Annotated in this window: 39 protein-coding genes and 2 pseudogenes; 38 read left to right on the plus strand and 3 right to left on the minus strand. The window is 40.6% G+C overall.

Going from position 1 to position 26,076, the window contains the following annotated elements; all coding sequences use genetic code 11:
• From rplB to rpsI, 31 genes are all read left to right on the plus strand, one after another.
• Entirely contained in the window at positions 1 to 831 is an 831-nt protein-coding gene (gene rplB / locus V3595_RS24830) for a 50S ribosomal protein L2 (RefSeq protein ID WP_034305021.1), read from the plus strand.
• A gap of 60 nt (positions 832 to 891) precedes the next feature.
• On the plus strand, positions 892 to 1,170 hold the full coding sequence (gene rpsS / locus V3595_RS24835) for a 30S ribosomal protein S19 (RefSeq protein ID WP_034305018.1): 279 nt from the start codon (positions 892 to 894) through the stop codon (positions 1,168 to 1,170).
• Between the two features lie 17 nt (positions 1,171 to 1,187).
• Positions 1,188 to 1,529 carry a 50S ribosomal protein L22 gene (gene rplV, locus V3595_RS24840; protein WP_034305017.1) on the plus strand — a complete coding sequence of 114 codons (342 nt, stop codon included), beginning with the start codon at positions 1,188 to 1,190 and terminating at the stop codon, positions 1,527 to 1,529.
• Between the two features lie 3 nt (positions 1,530 to 1,532).
• Entirely contained in the window at positions 1,533 to 2,189 is a 657-nt protein-coding gene (gene rpsC / locus V3595_RS24845; protein WP_034305014.1) for a 30S ribosomal protein S3, read from the plus strand.
• 1 nt (position 2,190) lies between these two features.
• Positions 2,191 to 2,625: a 50S ribosomal protein L16 gene (rplP, locus tag V3595_RS24850; RefSeq protein WP_034305012.1), complete on the plus strand. Its 435-nt coding sequence runs from the start codon at positions 2,191 to 2,193 to the stop codon at positions 2,623 to 2,625.
• Positions 2,615 to 2,818: a 50S ribosomal protein L29 gene (rpmC, locus tag V3595_RS24855; protein WP_034305010.1), complete on the plus strand. Its 204-nt coding sequence runs from the start codon at positions 2,615 to 2,617 to the stop codon at positions 2,816 to 2,818. The genes rplP and rpmC overlap by 11 nt, the downstream gene beginning before the upstream one ends.
• Positions 2,819 to 2,836: 18 nt before the next feature.
• Positions 2,837 to 3,100 carry a 30S ribosomal protein S17 gene (gene rpsQ, locus V3595_RS24860; protein ID WP_048677887.1) on the plus strand — a complete coding sequence of 88 codons (264 nt, stop codon included), beginning with the start codon at positions 2,837 to 2,839 and terminating at the stop codon, positions 3,098 to 3,100.
• 41 nt (positions 3,101 to 3,141) lie between these two features.
• On the plus strand, positions 3,142 to 3,510 hold the full coding sequence (rplN, locus tag V3595_RS24865; RefSeq protein ID WP_034305005.1) for a 50S ribosomal protein L14: 369 nt from the start codon (positions 3,142 to 3,144) through the stop codon (positions 3,508 to 3,510).
• A gap of 43 nt (positions 3,511 to 3,553) precedes the next feature.
• On the plus strand, positions 3,554 to 3,865 hold the full coding sequence (gene rplX / locus V3595_RS24870) for a 50S ribosomal protein L24 (RefSeq protein WP_034305002.1): 312 nt from the start codon (positions 3,554 to 3,556) through the stop codon (positions 3,863 to 3,865).
• A 29-nt stretch (positions 3,866 to 3,894) separates the two neighbouring features.
• Positions 3,895 to 4,434 carry a 50S ribosomal protein L5 gene (rplE, locus tag V3595_RS24875; protein WP_048677889.1) on the plus strand — a complete coding sequence of 180 codons (540 nt, stop codon included), beginning with the start codon at positions 3,895 to 3,897 and terminating at the stop codon, positions 4,432 to 4,434.
• Between the two features lie 25 nt (positions 4,435 to 4,459).
• Positions 4,460 to 4,645, plus strand: coding sequence for a type Z 30S ribosomal protein S14 (locus V3595_RS24880; protein ID WP_034304998.1), 186 nt, complete (start codon positions 4,460 to 4,462; stop codon positions 4,643 to 4,645).
• A gap of 30 nt (positions 4,646 to 4,675) precedes the next feature.
• A complete protein-coding gene (gene rpsH / locus V3595_RS24885) occupies positions 4,676 to 5,074 on the plus strand; it encodes a 30S ribosomal protein S8 (protein WP_034304995.1) in 399 nt (132 codons plus the stop codon).
• Between the two features lie 30 nt (positions 5,075 to 5,104).
• Positions 5,105 to 5,641: a 50S ribosomal protein L6 gene (gene rplF, locus V3595_RS24890; protein ID WP_137016892.1), complete on the plus strand. Its 537-nt coding sequence runs from the start codon at positions 5,105 to 5,107 to the stop codon at positions 5,639 to 5,641.
• A gap of 32 nt (positions 5,642 to 5,673) precedes the next feature.
• On the plus strand, positions 5,674 to 6,036 hold the full coding sequence (rplR, locus tag V3595_RS24895) for a 50S ribosomal protein L18 (protein ID WP_076372859.1): 363 nt from the start codon (positions 5,674 to 5,676) through the stop codon (positions 6,034 to 6,036).
• A gap of 22 nt (positions 6,037 to 6,058) precedes the next feature.
• Positions 6,059 to 6,559 carry a 30S ribosomal protein S5 gene (rpsE, locus tag V3595_RS24900; protein ID WP_034304987.1) on the plus strand — a complete coding sequence of 167 codons (501 nt, stop codon included), beginning with the start codon at positions 6,059 to 6,061 and terminating at the stop codon, positions 6,557 to 6,559.
• A gap of 16 nt (positions 6,560 to 6,575) precedes the next feature.
• Positions 6,576 to 6,758 (plus strand): 50S ribosomal protein L30, encoded by a 183-nt coding sequence (gene rpmD, locus V3595_RS24905; protein WP_034304984.1) that lies wholly within the window; start codon positions 6,576 to 6,578, stop codon positions 6,756 to 6,758.
• 32 nt (positions 6,759 to 6,790) lie between these two features.
• Positions 6,791 to 7,231: a 50S ribosomal protein L15 gene (gene rplO / locus V3595_RS24910; RefSeq protein ID WP_034304982.1), complete on the plus strand. Its 441-nt coding sequence runs from the start codon at positions 6,791 to 6,793 to the stop codon at positions 7,229 to 7,231.
• Positions 7,231 to 8,526 carry a preprotein translocase subunit SecY gene (gene secY / locus V3595_RS24915; protein ID WP_034304981.1) on the plus strand — a complete coding sequence of 432 codons (1,296 nt, stop codon included), beginning with the start codon at positions 7,231 to 7,233 and terminating at the stop codon, positions 8,524 to 8,526. The genes rplO and secY overlap by 1 nt, the downstream gene beginning before the upstream one ends.
• Before the next feature lie 58 nt (positions 8,527 to 8,584).
• On the plus strand, positions 8,585 to 9,238 hold the full coding sequence (locus V3595_RS24920) for an adenylate kinase (protein WP_402907258.1): 654 nt from the start codon (positions 8,585 to 8,587) through the stop codon (positions 9,236 to 9,238).
• 565 nt (positions 9,239 to 9,803) lie between these two features.
• The gene (gene infA, locus V3595_RS24925) at positions 9,804 to 10,022 is read left to right on the plus strand and encodes a translation initiation factor IF-1 (protein ID WP_028390440.1); all 219 of its coding nucleotides are present in this window, start codon (positions 9,804 to 9,806) and stop codon (positions 10,020 to 10,022) included.
• Between the two features lie 40 nt (positions 10,023 to 10,062).
• Positions 10,063 to 10,176, plus strand: coding sequence for a 50S ribosomal protein L36 (gene rpmJ / locus V3595_RS24930; protein ID WP_003156543.1), 114 nt, complete (start codon positions 10,063 to 10,065; stop codon positions 10,174 to 10,176).
• A 22-nt stretch (positions 10,177 to 10,198) separates the two neighbouring features.
• The gene (gene rpsM / locus V3595_RS24935; protein ID WP_034304978.1) at positions 10,199 to 10,564 is read left to right on the plus strand and encodes a 30S ribosomal protein S13; all 366 of its coding nucleotides are present in this window, start codon (positions 10,199 to 10,201) and stop codon (positions 10,562 to 10,564) included.
• 22 nt (positions 10,565 to 10,586) lie between these two features.
• Entirely contained in the window at positions 10,587 to 10,976 is a 390-nt protein-coding gene (rpsK, locus tag V3595_RS24940; RefSeq protein WP_028390438.1) for a 30S ribosomal protein S11, read from the plus strand.
• Positions 10,977 to 11,152: 176 nt separating this feature from the next.
• On the plus strand, positions 11,153 to 12,097 hold the full coding sequence (locus V3595_RS24945) for a DNA-directed RNA polymerase subunit alpha (protein WP_034304976.1): 945 nt from the start codon (positions 11,153 to 11,155) through the stop codon (positions 12,095 to 12,097).
• 83 nt (positions 12,098 to 12,180) lie between these two features.
• Positions 12,181 to 12,543 (plus strand): 50S ribosomal protein L17, encoded by a 363-nt coding sequence (gene rplQ, locus V3595_RS24950; RefSeq protein WP_034304973.1) that lies wholly within the window; start codon positions 12,181 to 12,183, stop codon positions 12,541 to 12,543.
• A 368-nt stretch (positions 12,544 to 12,911) separates the two neighbouring features.
• Positions 12,912 to 13,751 carry an energy-coupling factor ABC transporter ATP-binding protein gene (locus V3595_RS24955; protein WP_101225875.1) on the plus strand — a complete coding sequence of 280 codons (840 nt, stop codon included), beginning with the start codon at positions 12,912 to 12,914 and terminating at the stop codon, positions 13,749 to 13,751.
• Positions 13,727 to 14,593, plus strand: coding sequence for an energy-coupling factor ABC transporter ATP-binding protein (locus V3595_RS24960; protein WP_053537046.1), 867 nt, complete (start codon positions 13,727 to 13,729; stop codon positions 14,591 to 14,593). Before V3595_RS24955 ends, V3595_RS24960 begins: the two co-directional genes overlap by 25 nt.
• Positions 14,593 to 15,390, plus strand: a complete 798-nt coding sequence (locus V3595_RS24965; RefSeq protein WP_137024085.1) for an energy-coupling factor transporter transmembrane component T family protein — start codon at positions 14,593 to 14,595, stop codon at positions 15,388 to 15,390. The genes V3595_RS24960 and V3595_RS24965 overlap by 1 nt, the downstream gene beginning before the upstream one ends.
• 14 nt (positions 15,391 to 15,404) lie before the next feature.
• Positions 15,405 to 16,145, plus strand: coding sequence for a tRNA pseudouridine(38-40) synthase TruA (gene truA / locus V3595_RS24970; RefSeq protein ID WP_485910350.1), 741 nt, complete (start codon positions 15,405 to 15,407; stop codon positions 16,143 to 16,145).
• 267 nt (positions 16,146 to 16,412) lie between these two features.
• Positions 16,413 to 16,850 carry a 50S ribosomal protein L13 gene (gene rplM / locus V3595_RS24975; RefSeq protein WP_034304960.1) on the plus strand — a complete coding sequence of 146 codons (438 nt, stop codon included), beginning with the start codon at positions 16,413 to 16,415 and terminating at the stop codon, positions 16,848 to 16,850.
• Positions 16,851 to 16,870: 20 nt separating this feature from the next.
• Positions 16,871 to 17,263 carry a 30S ribosomal protein S9 gene (rpsI, locus tag V3595_RS24980; protein ID WP_034304957.1) on the plus strand — a complete coding sequence of 131 codons (393 nt, stop codon included), beginning with the start codon at positions 16,871 to 16,873 and terminating at the stop codon, positions 17,261 to 17,263.
• 141 nt (positions 17,264 to 17,404) lie between these two features.
• Here the strand turns inward: rpsI and V3595_RS24985 are convergent.
• A pseudogene (locus V3595_RS24985) lies at positions 17,405 to 18,822 on the minus strand (DHA2 family efflux MFS transporter permease subunit).
• A 170-nt stretch (positions 18,823 to 18,992) separates the two neighbouring features.
• Between V3595_RS24985 and V3595_RS24990 the strand changes: the two are divergent.
• The 5 genes and pseudogenes from V3595_RS24990 (at position 18,993) to V3595_RS25010 (ending at position 23,158) form a co-directional block, all read left to right on the plus strand.
• Positions 18,993 to 19,540 (plus strand): annotated as a pseudogene (locus tag V3595_RS24990) (TetR/AcrR family transcriptional regulator).
• Positions 19,541 to 19,751: 211 nt separating this feature from the next.
• Positions 19,752 to 20,282, plus strand: a complete 531-nt coding sequence (locus V3595_RS24995) for an ECF transporter S component (protein WP_063235811.1) — start codon at positions 19,752 to 19,754, stop codon at positions 20,280 to 20,282.
• 456 nt (positions 20,283 to 20,738) lie between these two features.
• Positions 20,739 to 21,164, plus strand: coding sequence for a DUF2521 family protein (locus V3595_RS25000; protein ID WP_101225882.1), 426 nt, complete (start codon positions 20,739 to 20,741; stop codon positions 21,162 to 21,164).
• Between the two features lie 82 nt (positions 21,165 to 21,246).
• Positions 21,247 to 21,960: an N-acetylmuramoyl-L-alanine amidase CwlD gene (gene cwlD, locus V3595_RS25005; RefSeq protein ID WP_402907238.1), complete on the plus strand. Its 714-nt coding sequence runs from the start codon at positions 21,247 to 21,249 to the stop codon at positions 21,958 to 21,960.
• Between the two features lie 139 nt (positions 21,961 to 22,099).
• Positions 22,100 to 23,158, plus strand: coding sequence for an Mrp/NBP35 family ATP-binding protein (locus V3595_RS25010; protein ID WP_485910353.1), 1,059 nt, complete (start codon positions 22,100 to 22,102; stop codon positions 23,156 to 23,158).
• A gap of 44 nt (positions 23,159 to 23,202) precedes the next feature.
• Here the strand turns inward: V3595_RS25010 and gerD are convergent, their stop codons facing one another.
• Positions 23,203 to 23,763 (minus strand): spore germination lipoprotein GerD, encoded by a 561-nt coding sequence (gene gerD, locus V3595_RS25015; RefSeq protein WP_101225885.1) that lies wholly within the window; start codon positions 23,761 to 23,763, stop codon positions 23,203 to 23,205.
• Positions 23,764 to 23,900: 137 nt separating this feature from the next.
• On the opposite strand from gerD, the gene V3595_RS25020 reads away from it, so the two are divergent.
• Positions 23,901 to 24,581 (plus strand): KinB-signaling pathway activation protein, encoded by a 681-nt coding sequence (locus V3595_RS25020; protein ID WP_485910355.1) that lies wholly within the window; start codon positions 23,901 to 23,903, stop codon positions 24,579 to 24,581.
• Between the two features lie 93 nt (positions 24,582 to 24,674).
• Here V3595_RS25020 and pdaB read toward each other — a convergent pair whose 3' ends face one another.
• Positions 24,675 to 25,427: a polysaccharide deacetylase family sporulation protein PdaB gene (gene pdaB / locus V3595_RS25025; protein ID WP_413020147.1), complete on the minus strand. Its 753-nt coding sequence runs from the start codon at positions 25,425 to 25,427 to the stop codon at positions 24,675 to 24,677.
• A 132-nt stretch (positions 25,428 to 25,559) separates the two neighbouring features.
• Here pdaB and V3595_RS25030 point away from each other — a divergent pair, with 132 nt between their 5' ends.
• Positions 25,560 to 25,796, plus strand: a complete 237-nt coding sequence (locus V3595_RS25030) for a hypothetical protein (protein WP_137016870.1) — start codon at positions 25,560 to 25,562, stop codon at positions 25,794 to 25,796.
• Positions 25,797 to 26,076: the final 280 nt, after the last annotated feature.

Consider the following 26,076-nt stretch of genomic DNA (forward strand, 5'->3'; position numbering starts at 1 on the left):
ATGGCGATTAAGAAGTATAAACCTACCTCTAACGGTCGACGTAATATGACAACTTCCGATTTTGCTGAGATCACTACAGACAAACCGGAAAAATCATTACTTGCTCCTTTACACAGCAAAGGCGGCCGTAATAACCAAGGTAAGTTAACAGTTCGTCATCAAGGTGGCGGCCACAAGCGTCAATACCGTATCATCGATTTCAAACGGAATAAAGATGGTATACCAGGACGCGTTGCTACTATTGAGTACGATCCAAATCGTTCTGCAAACATTGCATTAATTAATTACGTTGATGGAGAAAAACGTTATATCCTAGCTCCGAAAAACCTAGAAGTAGGTTTGGAAGTTATGTCAGGTCCAGAAGCTGACATCAAAGTGGGTAACGCACTTCCTCTTATTAACATCCCAGTTGGTACAGTAATTCATAACATCGAACTTAAACCAGGAAAAGGTGGACAATTAGTCCGTTCAGCAGGAACATCTGCTCAAGTACTTGGTAAAGAAGGTCGTTATGTACTTGTACGTTTAAACTCAGGTGAGGTTCGTATGATTCTTGCTACTTGCCGTGCTTCAATCGGTCAAGTTGGTAATGAACAACATGAACTTATCAACATTGGTAAAGCTGGCCGTAACCGTTGGTTAGGTAAACGCCCAACAGTTCGTGGATCTGTAATGAACCCGAATGATCACCCACACGGTGGTGGTGAAGGTAAAGCGCCAATCGGACGTAAATCACCAATGTCTCCATGGGGTAAACCTACTCTTGGATTCAAAACTCGTAAGAAGAAAAATAAATCCGATAAATTTATCGTACGTCGTCGTAAAAAATAACGGGATTGACCTACGGTTCATATATAGAACCGTAGAACAGTCACGAAGGGAGGTACTCGCATGGGTCGTAGCTTAAAAAAAGGGCCTTTTGTTGATGATCATTTATTGGTAAAAGTTGAAAAATTAAATGAAGCTGACAAGAAACAGGTAGTAAAAACTTGGTCTCGTCGCTCAACAATCTTCCCGCAATTCATCGGACACACAATCGCCGTTTATGACGGTCGTAAGCATGTGCCGGTTTATGTAACAGAAGATATGGTAGGTCACAAACTAGGCGAATTCGCGCCTACACGCACTTATAAAGGTCACGCAAGTGATGACAAGAAAACAAGACGTTAATGAGAGGAGGGCATCTCATGCAAGCTAAAGCTGTCGCTAAAACAGTTCGTATTGCTCCTCGTAAAGTGCGTTTAGTCGCAGATTTAATTCGAGGAAAACAAGTAGGTGAAGCAGTAGCGATTCTTCGCTTAACACCAAAATCTGCTTCTCCAGTCGTAGAAAAAATTCTGAAATCTGCTATCGCAAATGCAGAACACAACTACGAAATGGATATTAATAACCTAGTCGTTTCAGAGGCATACGTTAACGAAGGACCAACATTAAAACGTTTCCGTCCTCGCGCTCAAGGTCGTGCGAGTGCAATTAACAAACGTACTAGTCATATTACAATCGTTGTATCAGAAAAGAAGGAGGGGTAATCTGTGGGTCAAAAGGTAAATCCAATCGGTATGCGTATCGGGATAATCCGTGACTGGGAATCCAAATGGTACGCTGATAAAGACTACGCAGTTCTTTTGCATGAAGACATCAAAGTTCGTGAATATATCGCGAAACGTCTAAATGATGCTTCTGTTTCAAAAGTTGAAATCGAACGTGCAGCTAACCGTATCAATGTATCTGTCCACACTGCTAAACCAGGAATGGTTATCGGTAAAGGCGGTACTGAAGTCGAAGCACTTCGTAAAGCTTTGAACCAGTTGACTGGCAAAAGAGTTCATATCAATATCATCGAAATTAAAAGAGCAGATCTTGATGCAAAATTGGTTGCAGAAAACATCGCTCGTCAATTAGAAAACCGTGTTTCATTCCGTCGCGCTCAAAAGCAAGCTATCCAACGTACTATGCGTTCTGGAGCAAAAGGAATCAAAACTCAAGTTTCTGGTCGTCTTGGCGGTGCTGATATTGCTCGTGCTGAACATTACAGCGAAGGAACAGTTCCACTTCACACACTTCGTGCAGACATAGACTATGCTCATGCTGAAGCAGATACTACTTACGGTAAGCTAGGCGTGAAAGTTTGGATCTACCGTGGAGAAGTTCTTCCTACTAAGAAGAAATCTGAGGAAGGAGGAAAATAATATGTTATTGCCAAAACGCGTAAAATACCGTCGTGAACACCGCGGTAAGATGAGAGGGATGGCTAAAGGCGGCACTGAAGTTCATTTTGGAGAATTTGGACTTCAAGCTCAAGAAGCTTCCTGGATCACGAACCGCCAAATCGAAGCAGCTCGTATTGCGATGACTCGTTATATGAAACGTGGAGGGAAAGTTTGGATCAAAATCTTCCCAAGCAAACCTTACACAGCTAAGCCGCTTGAAGTACGGATGGGTTCCGGTAAAGGTGCTCCTGAAGGTTGGGTAGCAGTAGTTAAACCCGGCAAAGTTATGTTTGAAATCTCTGGTGTATCTGAAGAGGTGGCAAGAGAAGCATTGCGCCTTGCAGCACACAAACTTCCAATCAAATGCAAGTTTGTAAAAAGAGAGGAAATTGGTGGTGAAACAAATGAAAGCTAATGAAATCAAAGATCTAACCACTGCTGAAATTGAACAAAAACTAAAATCTCTTAAAGAAGAACTATTTAATCTTCGTTTCCAGTTAGCTACTGGACAACTTGAAAATACAGCTCGCATCCGTGAAGTTCGCAAATCGATTGCTCGTATGAAAACAGTTGTTCGTCAAAGAGAGATCGGTGTCACTAATCGATAATGAATGGAGGTTTGCAGAATGAGCGAACGCAACCAACGCAAAATCTACACTGGACGCGTAGTATCCGACAAAATGGATAAAACAGTTACAGTTGTTGTAGAAACCTATAAAAAGCATTCTTTATACGGTAAACGCGTGAAATACTCTAAAAAGTTTAAAGCTCATGACGAGCTAAACGAAGCTAAAGCAGGCGACGTAGTACGTATCATGGAAACTCGTCCACTTTCAGCTACAAAACGCTTCCGTCTTGTAGAAGTAGTAGAAAAAGCAGTAATCATTTAATATAGTTCGGATTAAGCTAATTCCGAAGGGAGGTACCGTACATGATTCAACAAGAATCTCGTTTAAAAGTCGCTGACAATTCTGGTGCTCGTGAAGTGCTAACAATTAAAGTCCTAGGTGGTTCTGGCCGTAAAACTGCAAACATCGGTGATATCATCGTTTGTACAGTCAAACAAGCAACACCAGGAGGCGTTGTTAAAAAAGGTGAAGTCGTTAAGGCTGTTGTTGTCCGTACAAAACGTGGTATGCGTCGTCCTGACGGTTCTTACATTCGTTTCGATGAAAACGCATGTGTAATTATCCGTGACGATAAGAGCCCACGTGGAACACGTATTTTTGGACCTGTTGCTCGTGAATTACGTGACAATAGTTTCATGAAGATCGTTTCTCTTGCTCCAGAAGTTCTATAATATGTAAAATTTGTATAAAGCCTTTCAAGGAGGTGCCAAGCTAATGCATGTTAAAAAAGGTGACAAAGTCGTAGTCATCTCTGGTAAGGACAAAGGCAAACAAGGAACAATTCTTTCTGCATATCCGAAACAAAATCGTGTGCTTGTTGAAGGAATTAACATCGTGAAAAAGCATTCCAAGCCATCTCAACTTAATCCACAAGGTGGAATTATCAGCAAAGAAGCTGCTATTCACGTATCCAATGTAATGCCACTTGATCCTAAATCAGGTAAACCGACTCGTGTTGGATATAAGATCGAAAATGGTAAAAAAGTACGCGTAGCTAAAATTTCAGGTGAATCTTTAGATAAATAAGTCATAAATGAAGGGAGGTACACTAAGCAATGAGCCGCCTTAAAGAAAAATTCAAAAGTGAAATTACACCGTCATTGATGGGTAAATTCAACTATCAATCAGTAATGCAAGTACCAAACATTGAGAAAATCGTTATTAACATGGGTGTGGGTGACGCAGTATCTAACTCGAAAGCTTTAGATACAGCTGTTGAAGAACTTACATTGATCACTGGTCAAAAACCAGTTATAACAAAAGCAAAAAAATCAATCGCAGGCTTCCGTTTGCGTGAAGGTATGCCTATCGGAGCGAAAGTTACATTACGTGGAGAGCGTATGTATCAATTCCTTGATAAGCTAGTATCTGTATCTTTACCGCGTGTACGTGATTTCCGCGGCGTTTCAAAGAAATCCTTTGACGGACGTGGGAACTATACATTAGGCGTTAAAGAACAACTTATCTTCCCTGAGATTGATTACGATAAAGTGAGCAAAGTTCGTGGTATGGACATCGTTATCGTAACGACTGCCAACACTGACGAAGAAGCTCGTGAACTACTTACTCAAGTTGGAATGCCGTTCCAAAAGTAATCTCTAAATAAAGGGAGGCGAAATCGTGGCTAAAAAGTCTATGATCGTAAAGCAAAAACGCGAACAGAAGTTTAAAGTACAAGAATATACACGTTGCGAACGTTGCGGACGTCCACATTCAGTATTACGTAAATTTAAACTTTGTCGTATTTGTTTCCGCGAACTTGCATATAAAGGACAAATTCCTGGCGTTAAAAAAGCTAGCTGGTAAAACCCGAGTTTGGGAAGGAGGTAAAATATAATGGTCATGACAGATCCTATTGCAGATATGCTTACTCGCATCCGTAATGCGAATATGGTTCGTCACGAAAAACTGGAAGTTCCTGCTTCAAAGATCAAAAAGGAAATTGCTGAGATCTTAAAAAGTGAAGGCTTCGTACGTGACTTTGAATTAATCGAAGACAACAAACAAGGTATCATCCGTATCTTCTTAAAATACGGTGCAAACAACGAACGTGTTATCACTGGTCTAAAACGTATCAGCAAACCTGGTTTGCGTGTATATGCAAAAACTGGAGAGGTACCACGCGTTCTTAACGGTTTAGGTATCGCAATTGTTTCTACTTCTCACGGAGTTTTAACAGACAAGGAAGCTCGCTCTAAACAAGTTGGCGGAGAAGTTTTAGCATACGTTTGGTAATACATTTTCACAAGAATGGAGGTGCACATTATGTCTCGTATAGGTAAAAAACCTATTGAAATCCCTGCAGGCGTAACAGTTACTGTTACTGGAAGTGAAGTAACTGTTAAAGGACCTAAAGGTGAATTAACTAGATCATTCAGTCCTGACCTTTCAATCGTTGTTGAAGAGAACGTGTTAACTGTTACACGTCCGTCTGACGAGAAGACTCACCGTTCTTTACACGGTACTACTCGCGCACTTATCTCTAACATGGTTGAAGGTGTATCAACAGGTTTCGTAAAATCACTTGAACTTATTGGGGTTGGGTACCGTGCACAAAAGCAAGGTAACAAGCTTGTCCTTAACGTAGGATATTCCCACCCTGTAGAAATAGAGCCAGAAGCTGGCGTTGAAGTCGAAGTTCCTTCTAATACAAAAGTAATCGTCAAAGGTGCAAGCAAAGAACGTGTAGGAGCTCTAGCAGCTAATATCCGTGATGTTCGCCCGCCTGAACCGTATAAAGGTAAAGGTATCCGTTACGAAGGCGAATTCGTTCGTCGTAAAGAAGGTAAAACTGGTAAGTAATGCCGCATAAGTAAACGAAAGGAGTGACGTAAATGATTACGAAGCTTGATAAAAATGCTACTCGTCAGAAAAGACATGCGCGTGTACGTGCTAAGCTTTCTGGAACAGAAGCTCGTCCTCGTTTAAATGTGTTTCGTTCAAACAAACACATTTACGCACAATTAATTGACGATGCAAAAGGCGTAACATTGGCAAGTGCTTCAACTCTTGATAAAGAGATCAGTATCGAAGCAGGTAGCAATGCTGAAGCAGCTCAAAAAGTTGGCGAACTTATTGCGAAACGTGCTGTTGAAAAAGGTTTCAAAGCTGTGGTATTTGACCGCGGTGGTTACCTCTTCCATGGTCGTGTTAAAGCATTGGCTGACGCTGCTCGTGAAAACGGCTTAGAATTTTAATGGATAAGGAGGGACATAACAGATGCGTAGCATTGATCCTAATAAATTAGAACTTGAAGAACGCGTAGTTACAGTAAATCGTGTAGCTAAAGTTGTTAAAGGCGGACGTCGTTTCCGTTTCACTGCACTAGTTGTTGTTGGTGATAAAAATGGTCATGTTGGATTTGGTACTGGTAAAGCTCAAGAAGTTCCGGATGCTATCCGTAAAGCTATTGAGGATGCTAAGAAAAATCTAATTACTGTACCGATGGTTGGTACTACTATTCCTCACCTTGTGAACGGTCGCTATGGCGCAGGTCACATTCTATTGAAACCAGCTTCTGAAGGTACAGGAGTAATTGCTGGTGGTCCTGTTCGTGCGGTACTTGAATTAGGCGGAGTTAGTGATATCTTGTCTAAATCACTAGGTACTAATACACCTATTAATATGGTTCGCGCAACAATTGAAGGATTGAAGCAATTGAAACGTGCTGAAGACGTAGCTAAGTTACGTGGAAAATCAGTACAAGAACTGTTAGGATAAGGAGGGAAATCGAATTATGGCTAATAAATTAGAAATCACCCTCACTCGCAGCTTGATTGGTCGTCCTGAAGATCAACGTGTTACAGTTAACACTTTGGGTTTACGCAAAATGCATCAAACGGTTGTTCAAGAAGATAACCCTGCGATTCGCGGTATGATTACCAAAGTTGCTCATCTTGTTACTGTAAAAGAACAATAAAATAATTTTTAACTTAACAAGGAGGTGCCAACATGAAACTTCATGAGTTAAAAGCTGCAGAAGGTTCTCGTAAAGAACGTAAACGTAAAGGTCGCGGTATTGGATCTGGTAACGGTAAAACAGCAGGTAAAGGACACAAAGGACAAAACGCTCGCTCCGGCGGCGGTGTGCGTCTTGGATTTGAAGGGGGTCAAACTCCTCTATTCAGACGTTTACCTAAACGTGGATTTACCAACATCAACCGTAAAGACTATGCTATCGTGAATCTTGATACGTTAAATCTTTTCGAAGACGGTACTGAAGTAACACCAGCTCTTTTACTTGAGACTGGGGTTGTAAGTAAAGAAAAAGCAGGAATCAAAATTCTTGCCAAAGGAAGCATTGAGAAAAAGCTTACTGTTAAAGCTCACAAATTCTCGTCTACTGCTAAAGAAGCTATCGAAGCTGCTGGCGGTAATACAGAGGTGATCTAATGTTTCGCACGATCTCCAATTTTATGCGCGTGGGTGAAATAAGGAATAAGATTATTTTTACCCTTCTAATGTTAATCGTCTATCGCATCGGTACATTTATACCTGTACCGCATGTGAATGCCGATTTTCTCGCTGAACAGGACCAGCTGAGCGTCATCGGTCTTTTAAATACCTTTGGCGGCGGAGCACTGCAAAACTTTTCGATATTAGCGATGGGTATCATGCCTTACATCACGGCATCCATCATCGTTCAGCTGTTACAGATGGATGTTGTTCCTAAGTTCACTGAATGGTCTAAACAAGGGGAAGCAGGGCGCCGTAAATTAGCTCAATTCACTCGTTACTTCACTATTATCCTAGGATTTATCCAAGCTGTTGGAATGTCTTATGGGTTCAATAATATGTCAGGTGGACAGTTGATTGAAAATCCTGGAATTGCAACATACTTGCTTATTGCGACTGTCTTAACGGCAGGAACAGCTTTTCTTTTGTGGTTAGGGGAGCTGATCACTGCTAAGGGTGTGGGTAATGGGATCTCCATCATTATCTTTGCTGGTATCGTAGCTAGTTTGCCAACTACGGCAAATCAGATTTACGCCCAACAATTTGAAAATGCCGGTGATCAATTATTCTTACGAATCATAACGATTATCCTCATTGTTTTAGCAGTATTAGCAATCGTGGTTGCTGTTATCTTCATTCAGCAGGCATTACGTAAAATTCCTATTCAGTATGCGAAACGTGCTGCGGTAGGTCGTACACAAATGGGTGGCCAGTCTACTCATTTACCATTGAAAGTAAATGCTGCGGGGGTTATTCCGGTAATCTTTGCAATGGCATTTATCATTACTCCCACTACAATCGCTTCTTTCTTTGGAAAGAACAGCGTGACTAGTTGGATATCAACAAATCTTGATTATACCAAGCCAATTGGTATGATCATATATGTTGCTCTTATCATTGCTTTTGCGTATTTTTATGCATTCATTCAGGTTAACCCTGAACAAATGGCTGAGAATTTGAAAAAGCAAGGTGGCTATGTGCCGGGGATTCGTCCAGGTAAGAGTACACAAGAATATTTAACACGTGTTTTATACCGTCTGACGTTTGTAGGCTCTATATTTTTAGCCATCATTGCCGTTTTACCGGTATTTTTCATTAAGCTTGCTGATCTGCCTCAATCTGCACAGATTGGTGGAACCAGTTTGCTGATCGTAGTGGGGGTTGCCCTTGATACGATGAAGCAGCTGGAATCACAACTTGTGAAGAGACACTATAAAGGCTTTATAAAGTAATGAGTTTTGGGAACGGCTTGTTCCCTTTACCCATTATAGAGTTTGAGGGGGAAGAAAATTGAATCTAGTGTTAATGGGTCTGCCGGGTGCTGGTAAGGGCACTCAAGCTGAACAAATCGTAGAAAAATATAATATCCCTCATATCTCTACTGGAGATATGTTCCGAACAGCTATCAAAGATGGAACAGAATTAGGTCTAAAGGCGAAATCATTCATGGACAAAGGCGAATTGGTACCTGATGAAGTTACCATTGGCATCGTACGTGAACGGTTAAGCAAGGAAGACTGCCTCAAAGGATTTTTGCTTGATGGATTTCCACGTACTGTGGCACAGGCGGAAGCACTTGAAGGCATTCTTACTGATTTAGATCGCAAAATGAATTTTGTCATTAATATCGATGTTGATAAAAGCATCTTAATGGAAAGATTGACAGGACGTCGTATTTGCAAATCATGTGGTGCGACATACCATCTTGTTTTCAATCCTCCTGCTAAAGATGATGTATGCGACCGCTGCGGCGGAGAATTATATCAACGTGCCGACGATAATGCAGAAACGGTTCAAAATCGCTTAGATGTGAATTTGAAACAAACCAAGCCACTTCTTGATTTCTACGGAGATAAAGGATACTTGGTCAACATTAACGGACAGCAAGATATTAATAAGGTATTTGAAAATATCGATGTGTTGCTTGGTGCTTTACAAAATTAATCATTCGTATTGATTTATGAAATTCATACCATTTTTATAACTTACTAGTTAAACTTGGTGCATTCCTATAATACAAAGGGTATAATGGATTTCGCGAGAGCATTCGCACATTTATTAATCAGGTTCTTGTACTTGGTATTCCCTGAATTGGGCGATTACTTTTTAAGTGATCTTCATGGACATATCCGGTCGGCAAAATTGATGAAGAAATGCAGTGACTCTATTGGGATTCCTAAAGAGTCGTGATATAGAGGGTTGAAAGAAGCTATGTCAGGCGTGCGCCTTTCAAACATCTCCCATGCTATTCAAACCTATGTCGAGACTAATTGCTTCTCTATTTCGAGAGTATGTCGGTCACGGAATCGGTCAAGACTTACATGAGGGCCCATAAAATCCTCATTTCGGTCCAACTGATAAAGGTCCTCAGTTAAAGCCTGGTTCTACAAAATGGTGAATACTTGATGCAGAATTGTAAGACTTATGAGGATGATTGGACTGTAGTAATGTTGACGGAAAGATGTGTACCTTTAATAGGTTCACGCATAGAGAAGGGAGAATCACTTTAATGGCGAAAGATGATGTAATTGAAGTAGAAGGCACAGTACAAGAGACTTTGCCAAATGCAATGTTTAAGGTAGAATTAGAAAATGGTCATACTGTTTTAGCTCATGTATCCGGTAAAATTCGTATGCACTTTATTCGCATTTTGCCTGGAGATAAAGTTACGGTTGAGCTTTCCCCGTATGATCTAACTCGCGGCAGAATCACATACCGGTTCAAATAATCCGGTTTCGCTCCGATCTGTATAAGGAGGTTAGATAGCAATGAAAGTCAGACCATCAGTCAAACCAATCTGCGAAAAGTGTAAAGTTATCCGCAGAAAAGGTAAAGTTATGGTTATTTGCGAAAACCCTAAACATAAACAAAAACAAGGCTAAATAGAAGGAGGTGCACTCAAGCATGGCACGTATTGCTGGAGTAGATATTCCCCGTGACAAACGTATTGTTATCTCATTAACATATATATATGGTATTGGAAAACAAACAGCGATCAAGATTCTTGCAGAAGCAGGCGTTTCTGAAGAAACTCGCGTTCGTGACTTAACGGAAGACGAATTGAACAAAATTCGTGATATCATTGACAAGCTTAAAGTAGAAGGCGACCTTCGTCGTGAAATCTCCCTAAACATCAAACGTTTAATGGAAATCGGTTCTTACCGTGGTTTACGTCACCGTCGTGGTCTTCCTGTTCGCGGTCAAAATACAAAAAACAATGCTCGTACGCGTAAAGGACCTCGTCGTACTGTAGCTAACAAGAAAAAATAATTAGTAAAGGAGGTTACTTTTCATGGCACGTAAAACTAATACACGTAAACGTCGTGTGAAAAAGAATATAGAAACTGGTATTGCACATATTCGTTCAACATTCAATAACACTATCGTTACGATCACTGACTCTCATGGTAATGCTATTTCTTGGTCAAGTGCTGGAGCTCTAGGATTCCGTGGATCTCGTAAATCCACTCCGTTCGCTGCACAAATGGCTGCAGAAACAGCTGCTAAAACATCAATTGAACATGGTATGAAAACTCTTGAAGTTACAGTTAAAGGACCTGGTGCTGGACGTGAGGCTGCTATTCGTGCACTTCAAGCTGCTGGCCTAGAAGTAACTGCAATTAAAGATGTAACTCCAGTTCCACATAACGGATGCCGTCCACCAAAACGTCGCCGTGTTTAATTTTTCTGTATAGATTTTGTATTCCTGTCAATAATGGGATATAATACTGAGTTTGCGTTCTTACAGAGGATTAATTTTCAGTTGTTGCGCACAGCGGGAACGTATACATGGGGAATTTCGGTTAAGTGACTTCGTTTACTTGCCGGGGTTTTGACGTTTTGAAGGAGGGTTTATTGATGATCGAAATAGAAAAACCAAAAATCGAAACGGTTGAAATCAACGACGATACCAAATACGGTAAATTCGTCGTAGAGCCACTAGAGCGTGGGTATGGTACTACATTGGGTAACTCCTTACGTCGTATCCTTTTATCCTCACTCCCAGGTGCTGCTGTCACAGCTATACAAATTGATGGAGTGCTACATGAGTTCTCAACAATTGAAGGCGTCGTGGAAGATGTAACATCTATCATTCTTAATGTGAAAAAACTAGCTCTTAAGATTTACTCTGATGAAGAGAAGACGCTGGAAATTGACGTTCAAGGTGACGGAGTCATCACGGCTGCTGATATCACTCATGATAGTGATGTAGAAATTCTTAATCCGGATTTATATATTGCTACAATTGGTAAAAACGGTCATATGCGTATGCGTTTATCTGCACGTCGCGGCCGCGGCTACACTCCTGCTGTTCAAAACAAGAGAGAAGACCAGCCAATTGGTGTAATTCCAATCGATGCTCTTTACACTCCAGTTTCACGCGTATCTTTCCAAGTTGAAAATACACGTGTTGGACAGTTGTCTAACTTTGACAAGTTAACGTTCGATGTTTGGACTGATGGCAGTACTGGTCCGCAAGAAGCGGTAGCACTTGGAGCTAAGATTTTAACAGAGCATTTAAATATCTTTGTTGGTTTAACCGATGAAGCTCAAAATGCTGAAATCATGGTTGAAAAAGAAGAAGATCAAAAAGAAAAAGTTCTTGAGATGACGATCGAAGAATTAGACCTTTCTGTTCGTTCTTACAACTGCTTGAAGCGTGCTGGAATCAATACCGTTCAAGAGCTAGCTCATAAAACGGAAGAAGATATGATGAAAGTACGTAATCTAGGACGTAAATCACTTGAAGAAGTGAAAGCGAAACTAGAAGAATTAGGCTTAGGTCTTCGTAAAGACGACTGATAACATGGCGGAATCAATCCATTATGTTGTGAGCCTTGTTATAGACACACAATATAGAACTTCAACAAAGGAGGGAATCTCTAATGGGTTACAGAAAGTTAGGACGCACTAGCGCACAACGTAAAGCATTACTTCGTGATTTAGCTACGGATCTTATTATCCATGAGCGCATTGAAACTACTGAAGCACGTGCAAAGGAATTACGTTCTGTAGTAGATAAAATGATCACTCTTGGTAAACGTGGTGACTTGCATGCACGCCGTCAAGCTGCATCTTTCATCCGTAACGAAATCGCTGACGCTGAGAATGGCACAGATGCCCTTCAAAAACTATTCAGTGACGTGGCTCCACGTTATGAAGAACGTCAAGGTGGATACACTCGTATCATGAAAGTTGGTCCACGCCGCGGTGACGGTGCACCAGTCGTGGTTATTGAATTAGTTTAATAACAACGATGAAAAAGGGCGGGACAAATGAATATACTCACTTGTTCTATGCCCTTTTTCTTTTTTTTAAAATAGAAATTCTGTCATTTAGAAATTCGCATTGAGTGTTACGATGGCTGGCGGAACCTGTATCATGCAGGGAGCCTTCACGTCTAGCTCAAGCATCCCTTCCCGCTTTTGATAAGCGATTATAAGATAACCTGTTTTTCGTAACAGGCCCGCTGTTAGCTGCTCTTAATTTACCGAAAATTCTTTCGGTGGAAGGGGTGCAGCGTTTTTTTATATTTTCAGAAGGAAAAACTACTAAATTTATATTGAGTGAGCAGAGTTTAGTTTAGACGAGTGCAGTCGAGAATGAGGAGGGCCACATGGTGAAGAAGCTGGTTTCTTTAAATAATATTGTTTTTAAATATGAGGGTCAGTCTCGAAACGCCTTGGATGATGTTTCTTTTGATATTCATCAGGGGGAGTGGCTTGCGATTGTCGGACATAATGGCTCTGGCAAGTCGACATTAGCGAAGTTACTGAATGGTCTACAGTTCGCTAACTCAGGTACCATTACGATTAATGATCAACTTTTGACAGAAGAATCCGTTTGGGATGTACGCCAGAAAATTGGCATGGTTTTTCAAAACCCAGATAATCAATTTGTAGGCACTACAGTTCAGGATGATGTGGCTTTTGGTTTAGAAAACGCCGGTGTTTCTCAGCAGGTTATGGTGGAGCGTGTTCATGGTGCGTTAAATAAGGTTAAAATGAATGCCTTTCTTAATCAAGAGCCGCACCATCTATCCGGCGGTCAAAAGCAAAGAGTGGCCATAGCAGGTGTAATAGCCCTGCAGCCAGACATAATCATCTTAGATGAAGCAACCTCCATGCTTGACCCAAGAGGCCGTGAAGAAGTGCTTGAAACAGTTAGGGAATTAAAGCAGGAAAACGATATTACTGTCATATCAATCACCCATGATCTTGAGGAAGCTGCGAAAGCTGATCGAATGATAGTCATGAACCAAGGTCGGCTATATCGTGAAGGATCGCCTCAGGATATTTTTGAGTTAGAGGAAGAATTGATTGCTCTTGGTCTGGATATTCCCTTTTCAGTGAAACTAACCAAGGAGTTACAAAAAAATGGTGTTCGTGTAGTTGATGGGCATTTGACAGAGGAAGAGTTGGTGAAGGATTTATGCGAATTACACTCGATGATGTAGAATACCGCTATCAGGTGAATACTCCTTTTGAACATCTAGCCCTTCATGATGTCAATATTTCAATGGAGCCGGGAACCTATACCGCAATCATCGGGCATACAGGGTCCGGGAAATCCACGCTACTGCAGCATTTAAATGCTCTTTTAAAACCGACGAAGGGTCGGGTTTTCATTGGGGATCGGACGATTGAAGCCGGAAGAAAAGAAAAGGCTTTGCGGCCAATAAGACAAAAGGTCGGAATTGTTTTTCAGTTTCCGGAACATCAGTTATTTGATGAAACGGTTGAAAAGGATATATGTTTCGGTCCGATGAATTTTGGCGTTTCTGAAATCGATGCGAAGAAACTGGCCAGGAAAGCCATCGCGCAAGTCGGTTTGAATGAAGAAGTTCTTGAAAAATCTCCATTCGACTTATCCGGCGGACAAATGCGACGGGTGGCCATCGCTGGGGTGCTTGCCATGGAGCCGGAAGTATTGGTGCTTGATGAGCCTACAGCGGGTCTGGATCCGCGAGGACGCAAAGAAATCATGGATATGTTTTATGATCTGCATAAAGCAAGAGGAATTTCAACGATTCTGGTGACTCATAGCATGGAGGATGCAGCCAAGTACGCGGATGACATCATTATCATGCATAAGGGTACGGTGTTCAAAAAGGGAACCCCCCAGGAAATTTTCTCAGAGCCGGAACAATTAATGGAGCTTGGCCTGGATGTTCCTGATACGGTCCGTTTTCAGCTAAAGCTCCAGAAGGAACTTGGTGTTCGATTTGATCATCCATGTCTTAATATCGGTGATTTAGCGATAGAAATAGATAAAGCCATGAAACGGGGGAACCGCTAATGCTGGATAAAATGATTATCGGGCGTTATGTCCCTGCAAATTCACTGATGCACAAGATGGATCCAAGGGCTAAATTGCTCCTCGTGTTCCTGTTTGTTTGTGTCGTCTTTTTGGCGAATAATGTCGTTTCTTACGGTTTGCTTGCTGTATTCACCATCCTTTTGATCATTCTTTCCAAAATACCGCTTCGTTATCTTTATAATGGGTTAAAACCAATCTTTTTCTTGATCGTATTTACATTCCTTCTCCATATATTTTTTACGAAAGAAGGGGATTTGCTTTTTGAATACGGTTGGTTTGAAATCTATGAAGGCGGTCTGATTCAAGGTTTTTTCATATCAGTAAGATTTACTTTATTAATCCTTGTTACGTCACTTTTAACTTTGACGACATCCCCGATATCCATCACAGATGGGATGGAAGAGCTGTTGGGACCCTTGAAAAAGTGGAAGATGCCTGTACATGAACTGGCATTGATGATGTCCATTGCCCTTCGTTTCATTCCAACGCTAATGGAGGAAACGGAAAAAATCATGAAGGCACAAACTGCAAGGGGCGTTGACTTTTCATCTGGCCCGATAAAGGACAGGGTTAAATCGATTGTACCGCTGCTTGTTCCTTTATTTGTTAGTTCGTTCAAACGGGCTGAGGAATTGGCAACTGCCATGGAATCAAGAGGATACCGAGGCGGGGAAGGCCGTACGAAATATCGCCAATTGAACTGGAAGATGAGTGATAGTCTTTTGATGGTCTCAATCGGTGTTCTAACGGTCATGTTATTTTTATTACGTTCATAATAAGGAAGAGAACTATGCCAAAATATAAATGTGTGATCGCTTATGACGGCACGGATTTTGCTGGTTATCAGGTGCAGCCTGAGAAGCGCACCATACAAAGTGAATTCGAGGCAGTCTTGGCCCAAATGCATAAAGGCACAATTATAAAAGTGACTGCTTCAGGCAGGACAGATTCAGGGGTCCATGCAAAGGGGCAGGTACTTCACTTTGAATCGCCCCTTACATTCCCTACGGAAAATTGGGTAAAGGCGTTCAGCGCCCTTCTTCCGAACGATATCATCGTTATGGAAGTTGACATCGTGCCTGACGATTTTCATGCAAGGTTCCATACGACTGGGAAAGAGTACCGTTATATCATAGCCCGCTCGAAACTGCGGGATCCGTTCCAGCGAAATTACGCTTATCATTATCCCTACCCATTAGATGGGGAGGCGATGAGGGAAGCAATCTCCTACTTGATCGGGACACATGACTTTACAAGTTTTTGTTCGGCTAAAACGGAAGTGGTCGATAAAGTTCGAAAGATACAAGTGATGGATTTTGAAGAGAGCGATGGTTTCATGGTTTTCCGCTTCGTTGGCGAAGGTTTTTTGTATAACATGGTGCGTATCTTGGTTGGGACGCTTCTGGATGTCGGCAGCGGCAAGATGTCACCCCGTGATATGAGCGGGATTTTGGCCAAAAAGGACCGCAGTTTTGCAGGGAAAACAGCACCAGCCCAAGGCTTATATTTATGGAAAGTATTTTACAAATAAAATTATTTTCGAAGTGATACCAGTTTTTTTACAACTGGGAAACGAGATGAACTCAGTAATGGAGCGGTTTGACGCTACACTGACCTTTTCATGGAGTTGCAGAGAGTGTTTTATAGACAACTTATCCTAGTGTAACATTCCCTTGACAATGAATCTGGGAGAAGTTAATATAATATGGTATGTATTTTAATCCCACGATAAGCCCCGGAAGTTTATTGTGATTGAAAATAAATATAAAAAATTAAAAAGTTTTTTAGGAGGTTAACCATGCGTACGACATTTATGGCGAAAGCTAATGAAGTAGAACGTAAATGGTATGTGATTGACGCTGAAGGCAAAACTTTGGGTCGCCTTTCTACTGAAGTAGCATCCATCTTACGTGGTAAACATAAACCAACTTTTACACCGAACATTGACACTGGTGATCATGTAATTCTAATCAATGTTGAAAAAATCCACTTGACTGGTAAAAAATTGACTGACAAAATTTATTACCGTCACACTATGCATCCAGGCGGTCTTAAAACTAGAACTGCTCTTGAAATGCGTACAAACTACCCTGAGAGAATGCTTGAACTTGCTATCAAAGGTATGCTTCCAAAGAATTCTCTTGGTCGTCAAATCTACAAAAAATTACACGTATACGCTGGAGCTGAGCACCCACACGCTGCTCAACAACCAGAAGTATACGAATTACGCGGATAATTACTAAGGAGGTTACTATCTTGGCACAAGTTCAATATTATGGTACTGGTCGCCGTAAGAGCTCAGTAGCTCGTGTACGTTTAGTACCAGGCGAAGGTCGCATCGTTATTAACGGTCGTGACATCAATGAATATATTCCTTTCGCAGCATTACGTGAAGTTGTAAACCAACCACTAGTTGCAACAGAAACTACTGGAAATTACGACGTTCTAGTAAACGTTAGCGGTGGTGGATACACTGGTCAAGCTGGAGCAATCCGTCACGGTATCGCTCGTGCATTGCTTCAAGTTGATCCAGAATACCGTCCATCTCTTAAAACTGCTGGTTTACTAACTCGTGACCCACGTATGAAAGAGCGTAAAAAATACGGTCTTAAAGGCGCACGTCGTGCACCTCAGTTCTCAAAACGTTAATTCTATTACCGTTTCAAAGACTCTCAACCATTTCGGTTGGGGGTCTTTTTTATGCCCGAAAAATGTGTGTAACTGAAATATTAAAAAGCATATCTGGGATCTCCCGGATATGCTTTTATTTAAATACTCCATTTAATAATTTTAGTTATGAGATTCACCTTGGCTTTTTTTGATTACGGCTTTTCCCGGCATGAAGCATGTAAAAATTAACGCCACAAAAGATAAGATTAACATGAAAACATAGGCATCACTTGAGCCAAAGATGGAAGCTAATGCCTTTAGTTGAATAGCTGATATATTTTCATTTTCATTGATAGCTCAGAAGCATGTGAAGTTGCCTGCATTGTATACACTGTGATGACAACTGCTGTTCCAATAGCACCTGACAATTGGCGAATGGTATTATTTACAGCTGAACCATGGGAACCCAATTCTCTTGGTAAAGCATTCAACCCTGCTGTATTTAATGGCATGGTAATAAAGCTCAAGCCAATTCGTAATATAATGGTACGAACCATTAAATAGCTATAGGTTGTGGATTCGTTTATATCTATGACTCCCCACATCGAAACAATGATAAATACCAAACCTGTAATAAAGAGTGGTTTAGCACCATGTTTATCATACATTTTACCTGTGACAGGGGATAAGAAGGCATTAATCACAGCTCCAGGTAATAACAGTAAACCTGCTTCAAATGCTGTAAAACCCCTTCCATTTTGCAAGTAAATGGGTAAAAGAATTAAATCCGCATACATGATCATCGTAATTAGTACATTGATGAAAGATGTGAGAGTGAACATTTTATAATTGAATACAGATAAATTTAATAATGGATCGCTGGATTTCATTTGTCGTAAACAGAATAGAGTCGACACGATCATTCCGACGAGTATTGCAGTAATGACAACGGGATCATCCCATCCCTTGCTTCCTGCGCTACTAAATCCAAATAATATACAGCCAAAACCAAACGTCGATAAAATGACACTTATGATATCCAATTTTGCTTTTGTTGTCTCGGCAACATTCATTAAATATTTGAAAGCTAGAGCTATGACGATTAATATAAATGGGATTAACCCAATAAATAGCCATCTCCATGAAACATATTCAATGATAAAACCAGATAATGTAGGGGCTATGGCTGGAGCGAAAATCATCGCAAAGCCAATTGTCCCCATAATGCTTCCACGCTTTTCGCTAGGATATAAATATAAAATAACTGTCATCATTAGAGGCATAATAATCCCGGCACCAATTGCTTGAATCATTCTTCCCGTTAACAGCACACCAAAATTCCCTGCACATGCACAAAGTAAAGATCCGATGAACAAAAAGAACATCGAGCTAATAAATAGCTGCCTTGTTGTAAACCGTTTCATTAAAAAGGCAGTAATCGGCACTAAAACACCGTTCACTAGCATAAATCCTGTTGATAACCATTGTACAGTTGCAGCCGTTACATGAAATACGTCCCACTCATTTAATGTTGATAAAAAACAGCCGGCAATCAGTACAATTAATAAAACTTTTTTATTTCTTTCCGTTATGATCATTCGTAAACCCCTTCATTTTTGACTTGCATTCTCAACACCGTGTCGATAAAATCGATGGCAACAAAAAAATATGTTGCTTACCATGTACAGTTTTCTTGAAACTGTTCACTAATCGACATAGAAATATATGCTGTTGAGAAAGTCAAAGAAAATCTATAAAGGAGTTAAAAATGTCTATACCTAAAAAAGAAGATCCTCGTCAATTCGGTCAAGAGAAATGTTTAAGAACGCTGTCATTGCTCTGTTATGCGAGGACCCTGCTATTTCAAATTTAACGGTTCAGAAAATCGCAGCCAAAGCAGGATTAAATCGGACAACATTTTACCTACATTATCAGGATATACAAGATTTACTAACGCAAATCACCGATGAGATTTTAAATGAGCTTTCCGATAAAATTTTTGCTTTAATACATGCAAAAGATTTATCAGAAAAACAACAGCTAACACAATTGCTTGATTATTTATATATTCATCAGAATTATTTACTTATTTTATTTAAAACAAATCAGTTTGAGGACCAGTTATTTTCATTGTTAAAGCAATTAGTAGAAATTAGAAGGAAGAATACCAAAAAGGATCTACTTGCTGATTATGTTGACATTGACATTAAAACAGCCTCATTGGTAGGCATTATAATATGGTGGTTAAGAAAGGGGCTTCATTTTAGTTCAGATTATATTGCCAATCAAATTTATTTAATGTACAGGGTGCAATGATGTTGGGTGTGTTTTTTTATGTCCGGAAAAAGATTTGACCACATTTTCAGCATGGGATCCAAATGAAACGCCGCGGCGACGTTGGTGACGGTATGTTCCATTTGTTTACACATGAGTTTATTTATGTAATACAGAATTTTTTGTAAAATCCATATTTATTTAGTTCCTGTTTAGGAGTATGATAATACTTAAAAAAGAAAGAGGACTTCATATGAATTCAACATACTCACCGATTGAAACAACTAAAACAAAAGCCTTGGTCATCAATGCGCTATTCATTGCATTAACCCTTGTAGCGACAATGTTCATCAACATCAAGCTCCCAATAATGGGTAACGGAGGCCTGATCCATCTGGGTAACGTTCCCCTTTTTATAGCAGCCTTGGTATATGGCAAAAAAACAGGGGCTATAGCAGGCGCCTTCGGAATGGCCTTCTTCGATCTATTCTCTGGTTGGGCAGCATGGGCACCGTTTACATTCGTCATCGTAGGAGCAATGGGCTTTCTAGCCGGCCTTATATCCGAAAAGGTACCAGGCAAAAGAGAACTTGTATACACTATCGCCGTTGCCGTTGCATTGATTATAAAAATCGTCGGCTACTATTTTGTCGAAGTTATTCTTTATGGTAACTGGATACAGCCATTTGGCTCCATCCCTGGAAACGTAATGCAGGTCGTAATAGCCGGTATAATTGTAGTGCCGCTTGCTGGACGATTAAAGAAAAGAGCTGGACAGATATAAAGTAAAAAATGGGAAACCATTTCAAAACTTTGTGTAGGCATCACCGATTGAATTTCGGACAGTTTAAAAGTTATATCAAAGGACATCCGTTTACCATGGATGTCCTTTTATCTTAATAGATCTCAAATAGTATTGATCAAGGTCCAAAGAGACACGCGCAGTGAGCGACCCAAGTCGGCAAGGTCAGCCTCAGGTAGCGGCCTGAGTGGCGAGTTATGGGTGATAGTTCCAAGTTTTCTGCCATTAAACATCATCTGATAAGTGCAGTCTGCCCTTTGACAGGCTTATGGAAGATAGCATATTGCATATCGATAGGCATTATTAATTTACTTGCCGAACCTATCCTCATTATTTTTTGCCAATGGAATAAATGAATGGTTCAAAATAGAACGCTAAAACTAAATTATGTCTTGGGAAATAATTTTGGGAAATGGGGAATTGCCCCGGAGGTGAATTATGGCTGTGATATTAGGTTTACAGGAGATGCAAAGGGAAAGGCAATTGAAGTTCGAACGCAGGCTGCTCAGGGAACTTTCTATCGAGGATATGAAGGGAAGGATTCAGCGTTACTTCGGACAGGATTTGATGGATGTTTTGGAGGAAGGCTACTTTGATGTTGCCATCGAGGCTTATTTATTAGGAGCTAACTATAGTAAGTTTGGCTATTATGGTGAGTCGGAAGAAGATGTTAGATCCAGGTGCTGGAAGGAAGAGAAGTTTTTGGTAGATACTCTTTTTAACTTCATTTTGTATTGGCGGGAAGTTACGGCGAATAATGCTTTTGATGAAGGTTTGTTTTATTGCTGTGAAGGATTTGTGGGGGATTGGTGGCTGGACGGCTTTAAGACTGGTGAAAAACGATATAAAATGAAACTGCATTAAGAAGGCAAATTCCCATTCCTTGTTCTAATTCCATGGTTTGTCCCATACTTTTTAGTAGAGAGATCATGGAAGGGGAACGGTCATGCGCAGAAAGCTGAAATATACAGGAATCGCTATGGGATTGTTTGTCCTTTTTTTAATTGTGACATTTAAATTTGTTGAAGATGATTCTTGGGACTCCTGGAACCTTCCGTTGGCAGGTAAGGTTATCATTCTGGATGCAGGTCACGGAGGAATGGACGGCGGGGCAAATGTACAAGAGATTATGGAAAAGGAAATTGCCCTTTCCGTTTCATTAAAGGTCAGGGACTATTTGCAGGAACAGGGTGCCCTTGTCATCATGACCCGTGAGAAGGATGAGGACTTGGCTGGAAATACAAAGGGGATCCGCCAGCGAAAACAGGAGGACTTACGGAATCGGGTTGAAATGATCAATAATTCGGAAGCGGACTTATTCTTAAGCATTCATTTGAACTCTTTTCCATCAGCGTCATCGAAAGGTGCCCAGACCTTTTATACAAGCAGGTTTGAGGAAAATGAACAGGTGGCAAAATTCATTCAGACTGAAATCATCAGAAACCTGGAAAATACAAAGCGTGATGCAAAAACGATTAATCATGTGTATTTGATGAATTATGCTAAGAAGCCGGGAGCGCTTGTGGAAATTGGCTTTCTTTCCAATACCGAGGAAAGGGAACGCCTTATCAGTGATAAGTATCAAGAAAAGGTTGCCAGCTCAATTTATATGGGGATTTTACGGTACTTTACAGAGGAAAAACTATCGGAAGAAAAGTGATGTCTGGGTCTTGTAAGGTACAAGGCCTCTTTATTATGGGGAAATAATCAGGTTTCTCATGCGGGGCAGATAATAATCTTTTTTTCCGTAATATGTTATACTGAAAAATGGGAAAATAAAATTCAAAGGGGTGCTCGACTTGTTAACAGAAGAGAAAGTACTGAATTTATTAAAGGATCTTAAAGACCCTTTTCTACATAAAAGCCTTGAAGAGACAAATGGAATTATAGAGATCAAAATAAAACCTGAAAAGAATCATGTAAGCGTTAAACTTGCGATTGCGAAAACGGGGACTGCCGAGCAAATGCAAATGCAATCGGAAGTTGTGGACTTGCTGAAAACAAACGGAGCGGAATCGGTAGGCATCCGTTTCGCGGAGCTTTCAGAAGAGGAGTTAGCCAAGCACCGTGAAAGCATTCCTCAGGATGGAGCGGACCAAGGTTTGCTTGGCCCTAACAGCAAGACACAATTCATCGCGATCGCCAGCGGTAAAGGCGGAGTGGGAAAATCTACGATTTCAGTGAATTTCGCCACTTCACTTGCTCGTTTAGGTAAAAAGGTCGGACTGGTTGATGCCGATATTTATGGATTCAGCGTACCTGATATGATGGGGATAACAAAAAGACCGGTTGTTCGCGGGGAAAAAATCATTCCTGTAGAACGGTTTGGCGTTCAAGTTATCTCAATGGGCTTTTTTGTAGAGGATAACGCGCCGATCATATGGAGAGGGCCGATGCTGGGAAAAATGCTCAACAGTTTCTTTAATGAAGTGGAATGGGGAGATTTGGACTATTTGGTCCTTGACTTACCGCCGGGTACAGGCGATGTTGCTTTGGACGTTCATACGATGCTCCCATCATGTAAAGAAATCATCGTTACGACACCGCATCCGACTGCAGCCTTCGTTGCTGCAAGAGCTGGTGCCATGGCCATCAAGACAGAACACGAAGTCATTGGTGTCATAGAGAACATGTCATTCTTCGAAAGTAAAACGACGGGTGAAAAAGAATATGTCTTCGGAAAAGGCGGCGGACAGAAGCTTGCAGAAGAGCTTCGTACAGAAGTTTTAGGTCAACTTCCCCTGCAACAGCCGGATTGGAACGAAGAGGACTTTGCTCCATCCATTTACGCAGCGGACCATAGGCTAGGCAGGATTTACGAAGATATTGCTAAAAAAGTCATTGAAAAACTACAATAAAAATAAGGCTGATTCCGATTGGAATCAGCCTTATTTCGTTCTTTTTACTTTTTCTCCTTCTCGGCCGCTTTAGTGGCTGCTTTATCCAATTTCTCTTGCATTTTAGCTTGGACGAGAGGACTCTCCATGGTTTCGATGATCAGCTCTTTATAGACCGACCGCATCTCCTTGGTTTTTAATAACTTATTCATTTCTTTTTCCATATCCGGTTCTTTCATTATTTCCATGAGCATTCCACGATACTGAGGATCAGCAGTTAAGTCCTTCAATACCTTTTTATGTTCGTCTTCTAATGCTTTAGCATATGCGGAAGCGAATTCGGGATCATTAAATGTCTTTTTCCAAAATTCCTTCCCTTTATCTGAAGTGACCATATCTTCAATGGATTTCTTAATGTCATCCGAATCCATAATAAGTTCAGCTTTCGTTTTATCATCAGTAATGATATCCTGGATTGCCTTTTTTCCATCATCTGTCTTCAAGATATCGACGACCATCTTCTTTGTCTCTTCATATTCCATTTTTTCTGCGCCTGCTCCATTTTGAGCACAACCGGAACAAACGAGTAAGAATGACGTGAAAAGCAAAGCAACTCCCACTCTCATACGCAGGGCCCCTTTCATCCTTCTTACTGTTAATATGGTTCCAATCGGCGATATTATTCCTTGGTGGAATAAGTGGATTTTTCCAAATTTGGTTGGTACAATTAAGGAAATGAAATAGAAATGTATGGAGGAAAACAATGAACAGCCGTAATTTAGTTAAATTGTTTTTAACAACATTGCTTATAGGTGGTGTAACGGGCGGAGTTGTAGGTTTCTTGGCTCGGTGGAGTGAGTTTAAACCTTATTTCTCTTCTTTTGATGTCAGTGCCATCCTATCAACTTTTATTTGGTTATTCGGTGTTGGATTAATTTTCAGTGTCATAAGCCAAGCCGGCTTTTTTGCCTATTTAACGATACATCGTTTTGGTCTGGGAATATTTAAAAGCGCTTCTTTATGGAATGCCGTTCAACTTGTACTCATTCTTTTTGTTGTTTTCGATCTTGTTTACCTACGATATCTTAGCTTTGGTTCAGGCGAGGGGATCAGTTCCTACATCGTGTTAGCATTGGTTGTATTGGCCTCAGGGATTGTTACGGCTTATTTCAAAATGAAACAAACGAATAAACAGTCGTTCATACCAGCCTTATTTTTCATGGTCGTGTTCACGGTTTTGGAGTGGATACCTGTCCTAAGTGCCAATGATGAAAGCTGGCTTTACTTCATGCTGTTTCCATTGCTGGTCTGCAATGCTTATCAATTATTGGTCCTGAGCAAATTGATTGAAATTTCACAAAAGGAATTGGCTAGTAAAAGAGGGCGTAAGCAAACTCCGGCAAAGGGAAAGATGAAAGCCGGTGAACTTGGTAAAGGCAGCTAATCTATATGTAAGCCGGGCCATACATAAGGAAGTCAAAACATAAAAACTGCGTACTAAAGGTTCATGGAGACCATTAGTGCGCAGTTTTTTCAGTCAGCGAATTTCCTCACTGCTTGCTGATGAATTGGAAATCATCTCTGAAACGTTAACGAAGTTTAAATTTTTTGATCGGAGTTCACTTATTAACTCCGGTAAAGCCTTATTCGTTTGTTTTGCTGAGTCTGAAGCATGTAATAAGATGATATCACCCTTTTGGGCCTTGGTGATGTTCTGTACGATCCGATCCACACCCGGATTGGTCCAATCCTTTGAATCGATGCTCCAATGGACAACGGTATATCCGAATTTCTCGCTAATCTTTAAGAGGCGTTTATCAAAGTGACCGGTGGGAGCGCGTAAAAGTTCTATATTCTTTATATTAAGTTTTTTAAATGCTTCCTGGGCTTTAGAAATATCCCGGATGATTTCCTGATCTTCCATTTCGGAATAATCCTTATAATCGTAACCAAGGATGCCGATTTCATATCCTTCTTTCACAATTTCCGCAACTATGTCCGGATGACGTTCAGCCCAGGATCCCGAGAGGAAAAAGGTGGCGGATTTAATCTTTTCCCTTTTTAATGTCTCTATTATCGGAGCGGCTTTCTCATCACCCCAGCCGATATTGAACGTGATCGCAACATTCTTTTCCCCTTTATAAACCGCTTTCGGCCCATCTTCTGTAGAAAAAACGGGGGCATGAAGAATGTTTTGTACAAAAAGGAACCAAGCGGTAAAAAGTGCCGTAAGTAATATTAACGAATAATATTTGATCTTCTTGGCTTGAAGCACCATGAAAAATTTCATTAATCCATCCCCTTGTCCAAAGTACTCTTGTCTTCAAATTTATGCGCGAGGATTATTGTTATGCAAAAAAATCAGTTGAAAATTCATAAAAATGCTGGCAATGGGGAATGCTGTCTGGTGGAGGTGTGAACTATGCTCGGTTTATTGATTAATGACAAGGAAAAGATGGAATTGGAGTACCTTTTAAAAAGAGAGATGGATGAAATACTATTCGATCTGCAGGATGACAGAATCGATCACTTAGTCAAAAGGGCAATAAACGAGAAATATAACATCCTTTTCAGACTGTTTAAAAGGGTGAGCACCGAGGAGGAATGCCTAATGTATATGAGGGGAAAAAAGAATTTGTCCAAGTGGAATCAGTCATGAGATTCAAAAGTGAATTATATTAAAAAAATCTATTGACTATTGATTTATACGCTGGTATATTATAAAAGTTGCTGCAACGTAAAAGCTTTTGAAAAAGAATGAAAAAACTTTTTTAAAAAAGTTATTGACGAAGTAGTAATAAGATGTTAAGATATTAAAGTCGCTAAGAGATGCGGCAAACAAATTGCTCTTTGAAAACTGAACAAAACAAAGCGCCAACGTTAAATTTTAAGTGAGCACACACTATCAAAAAAGCAAATGAGCAAGTCAAACATTTCTT

The organism is Bacillus sp. CFBP9009 (assembly GCF_036541465.1).
In the GTDB taxonomy this organism is placed as follows: Bacteria; Bacillota; Bacilli; order Bacillales; family DSM-1321; genus Peribacillus.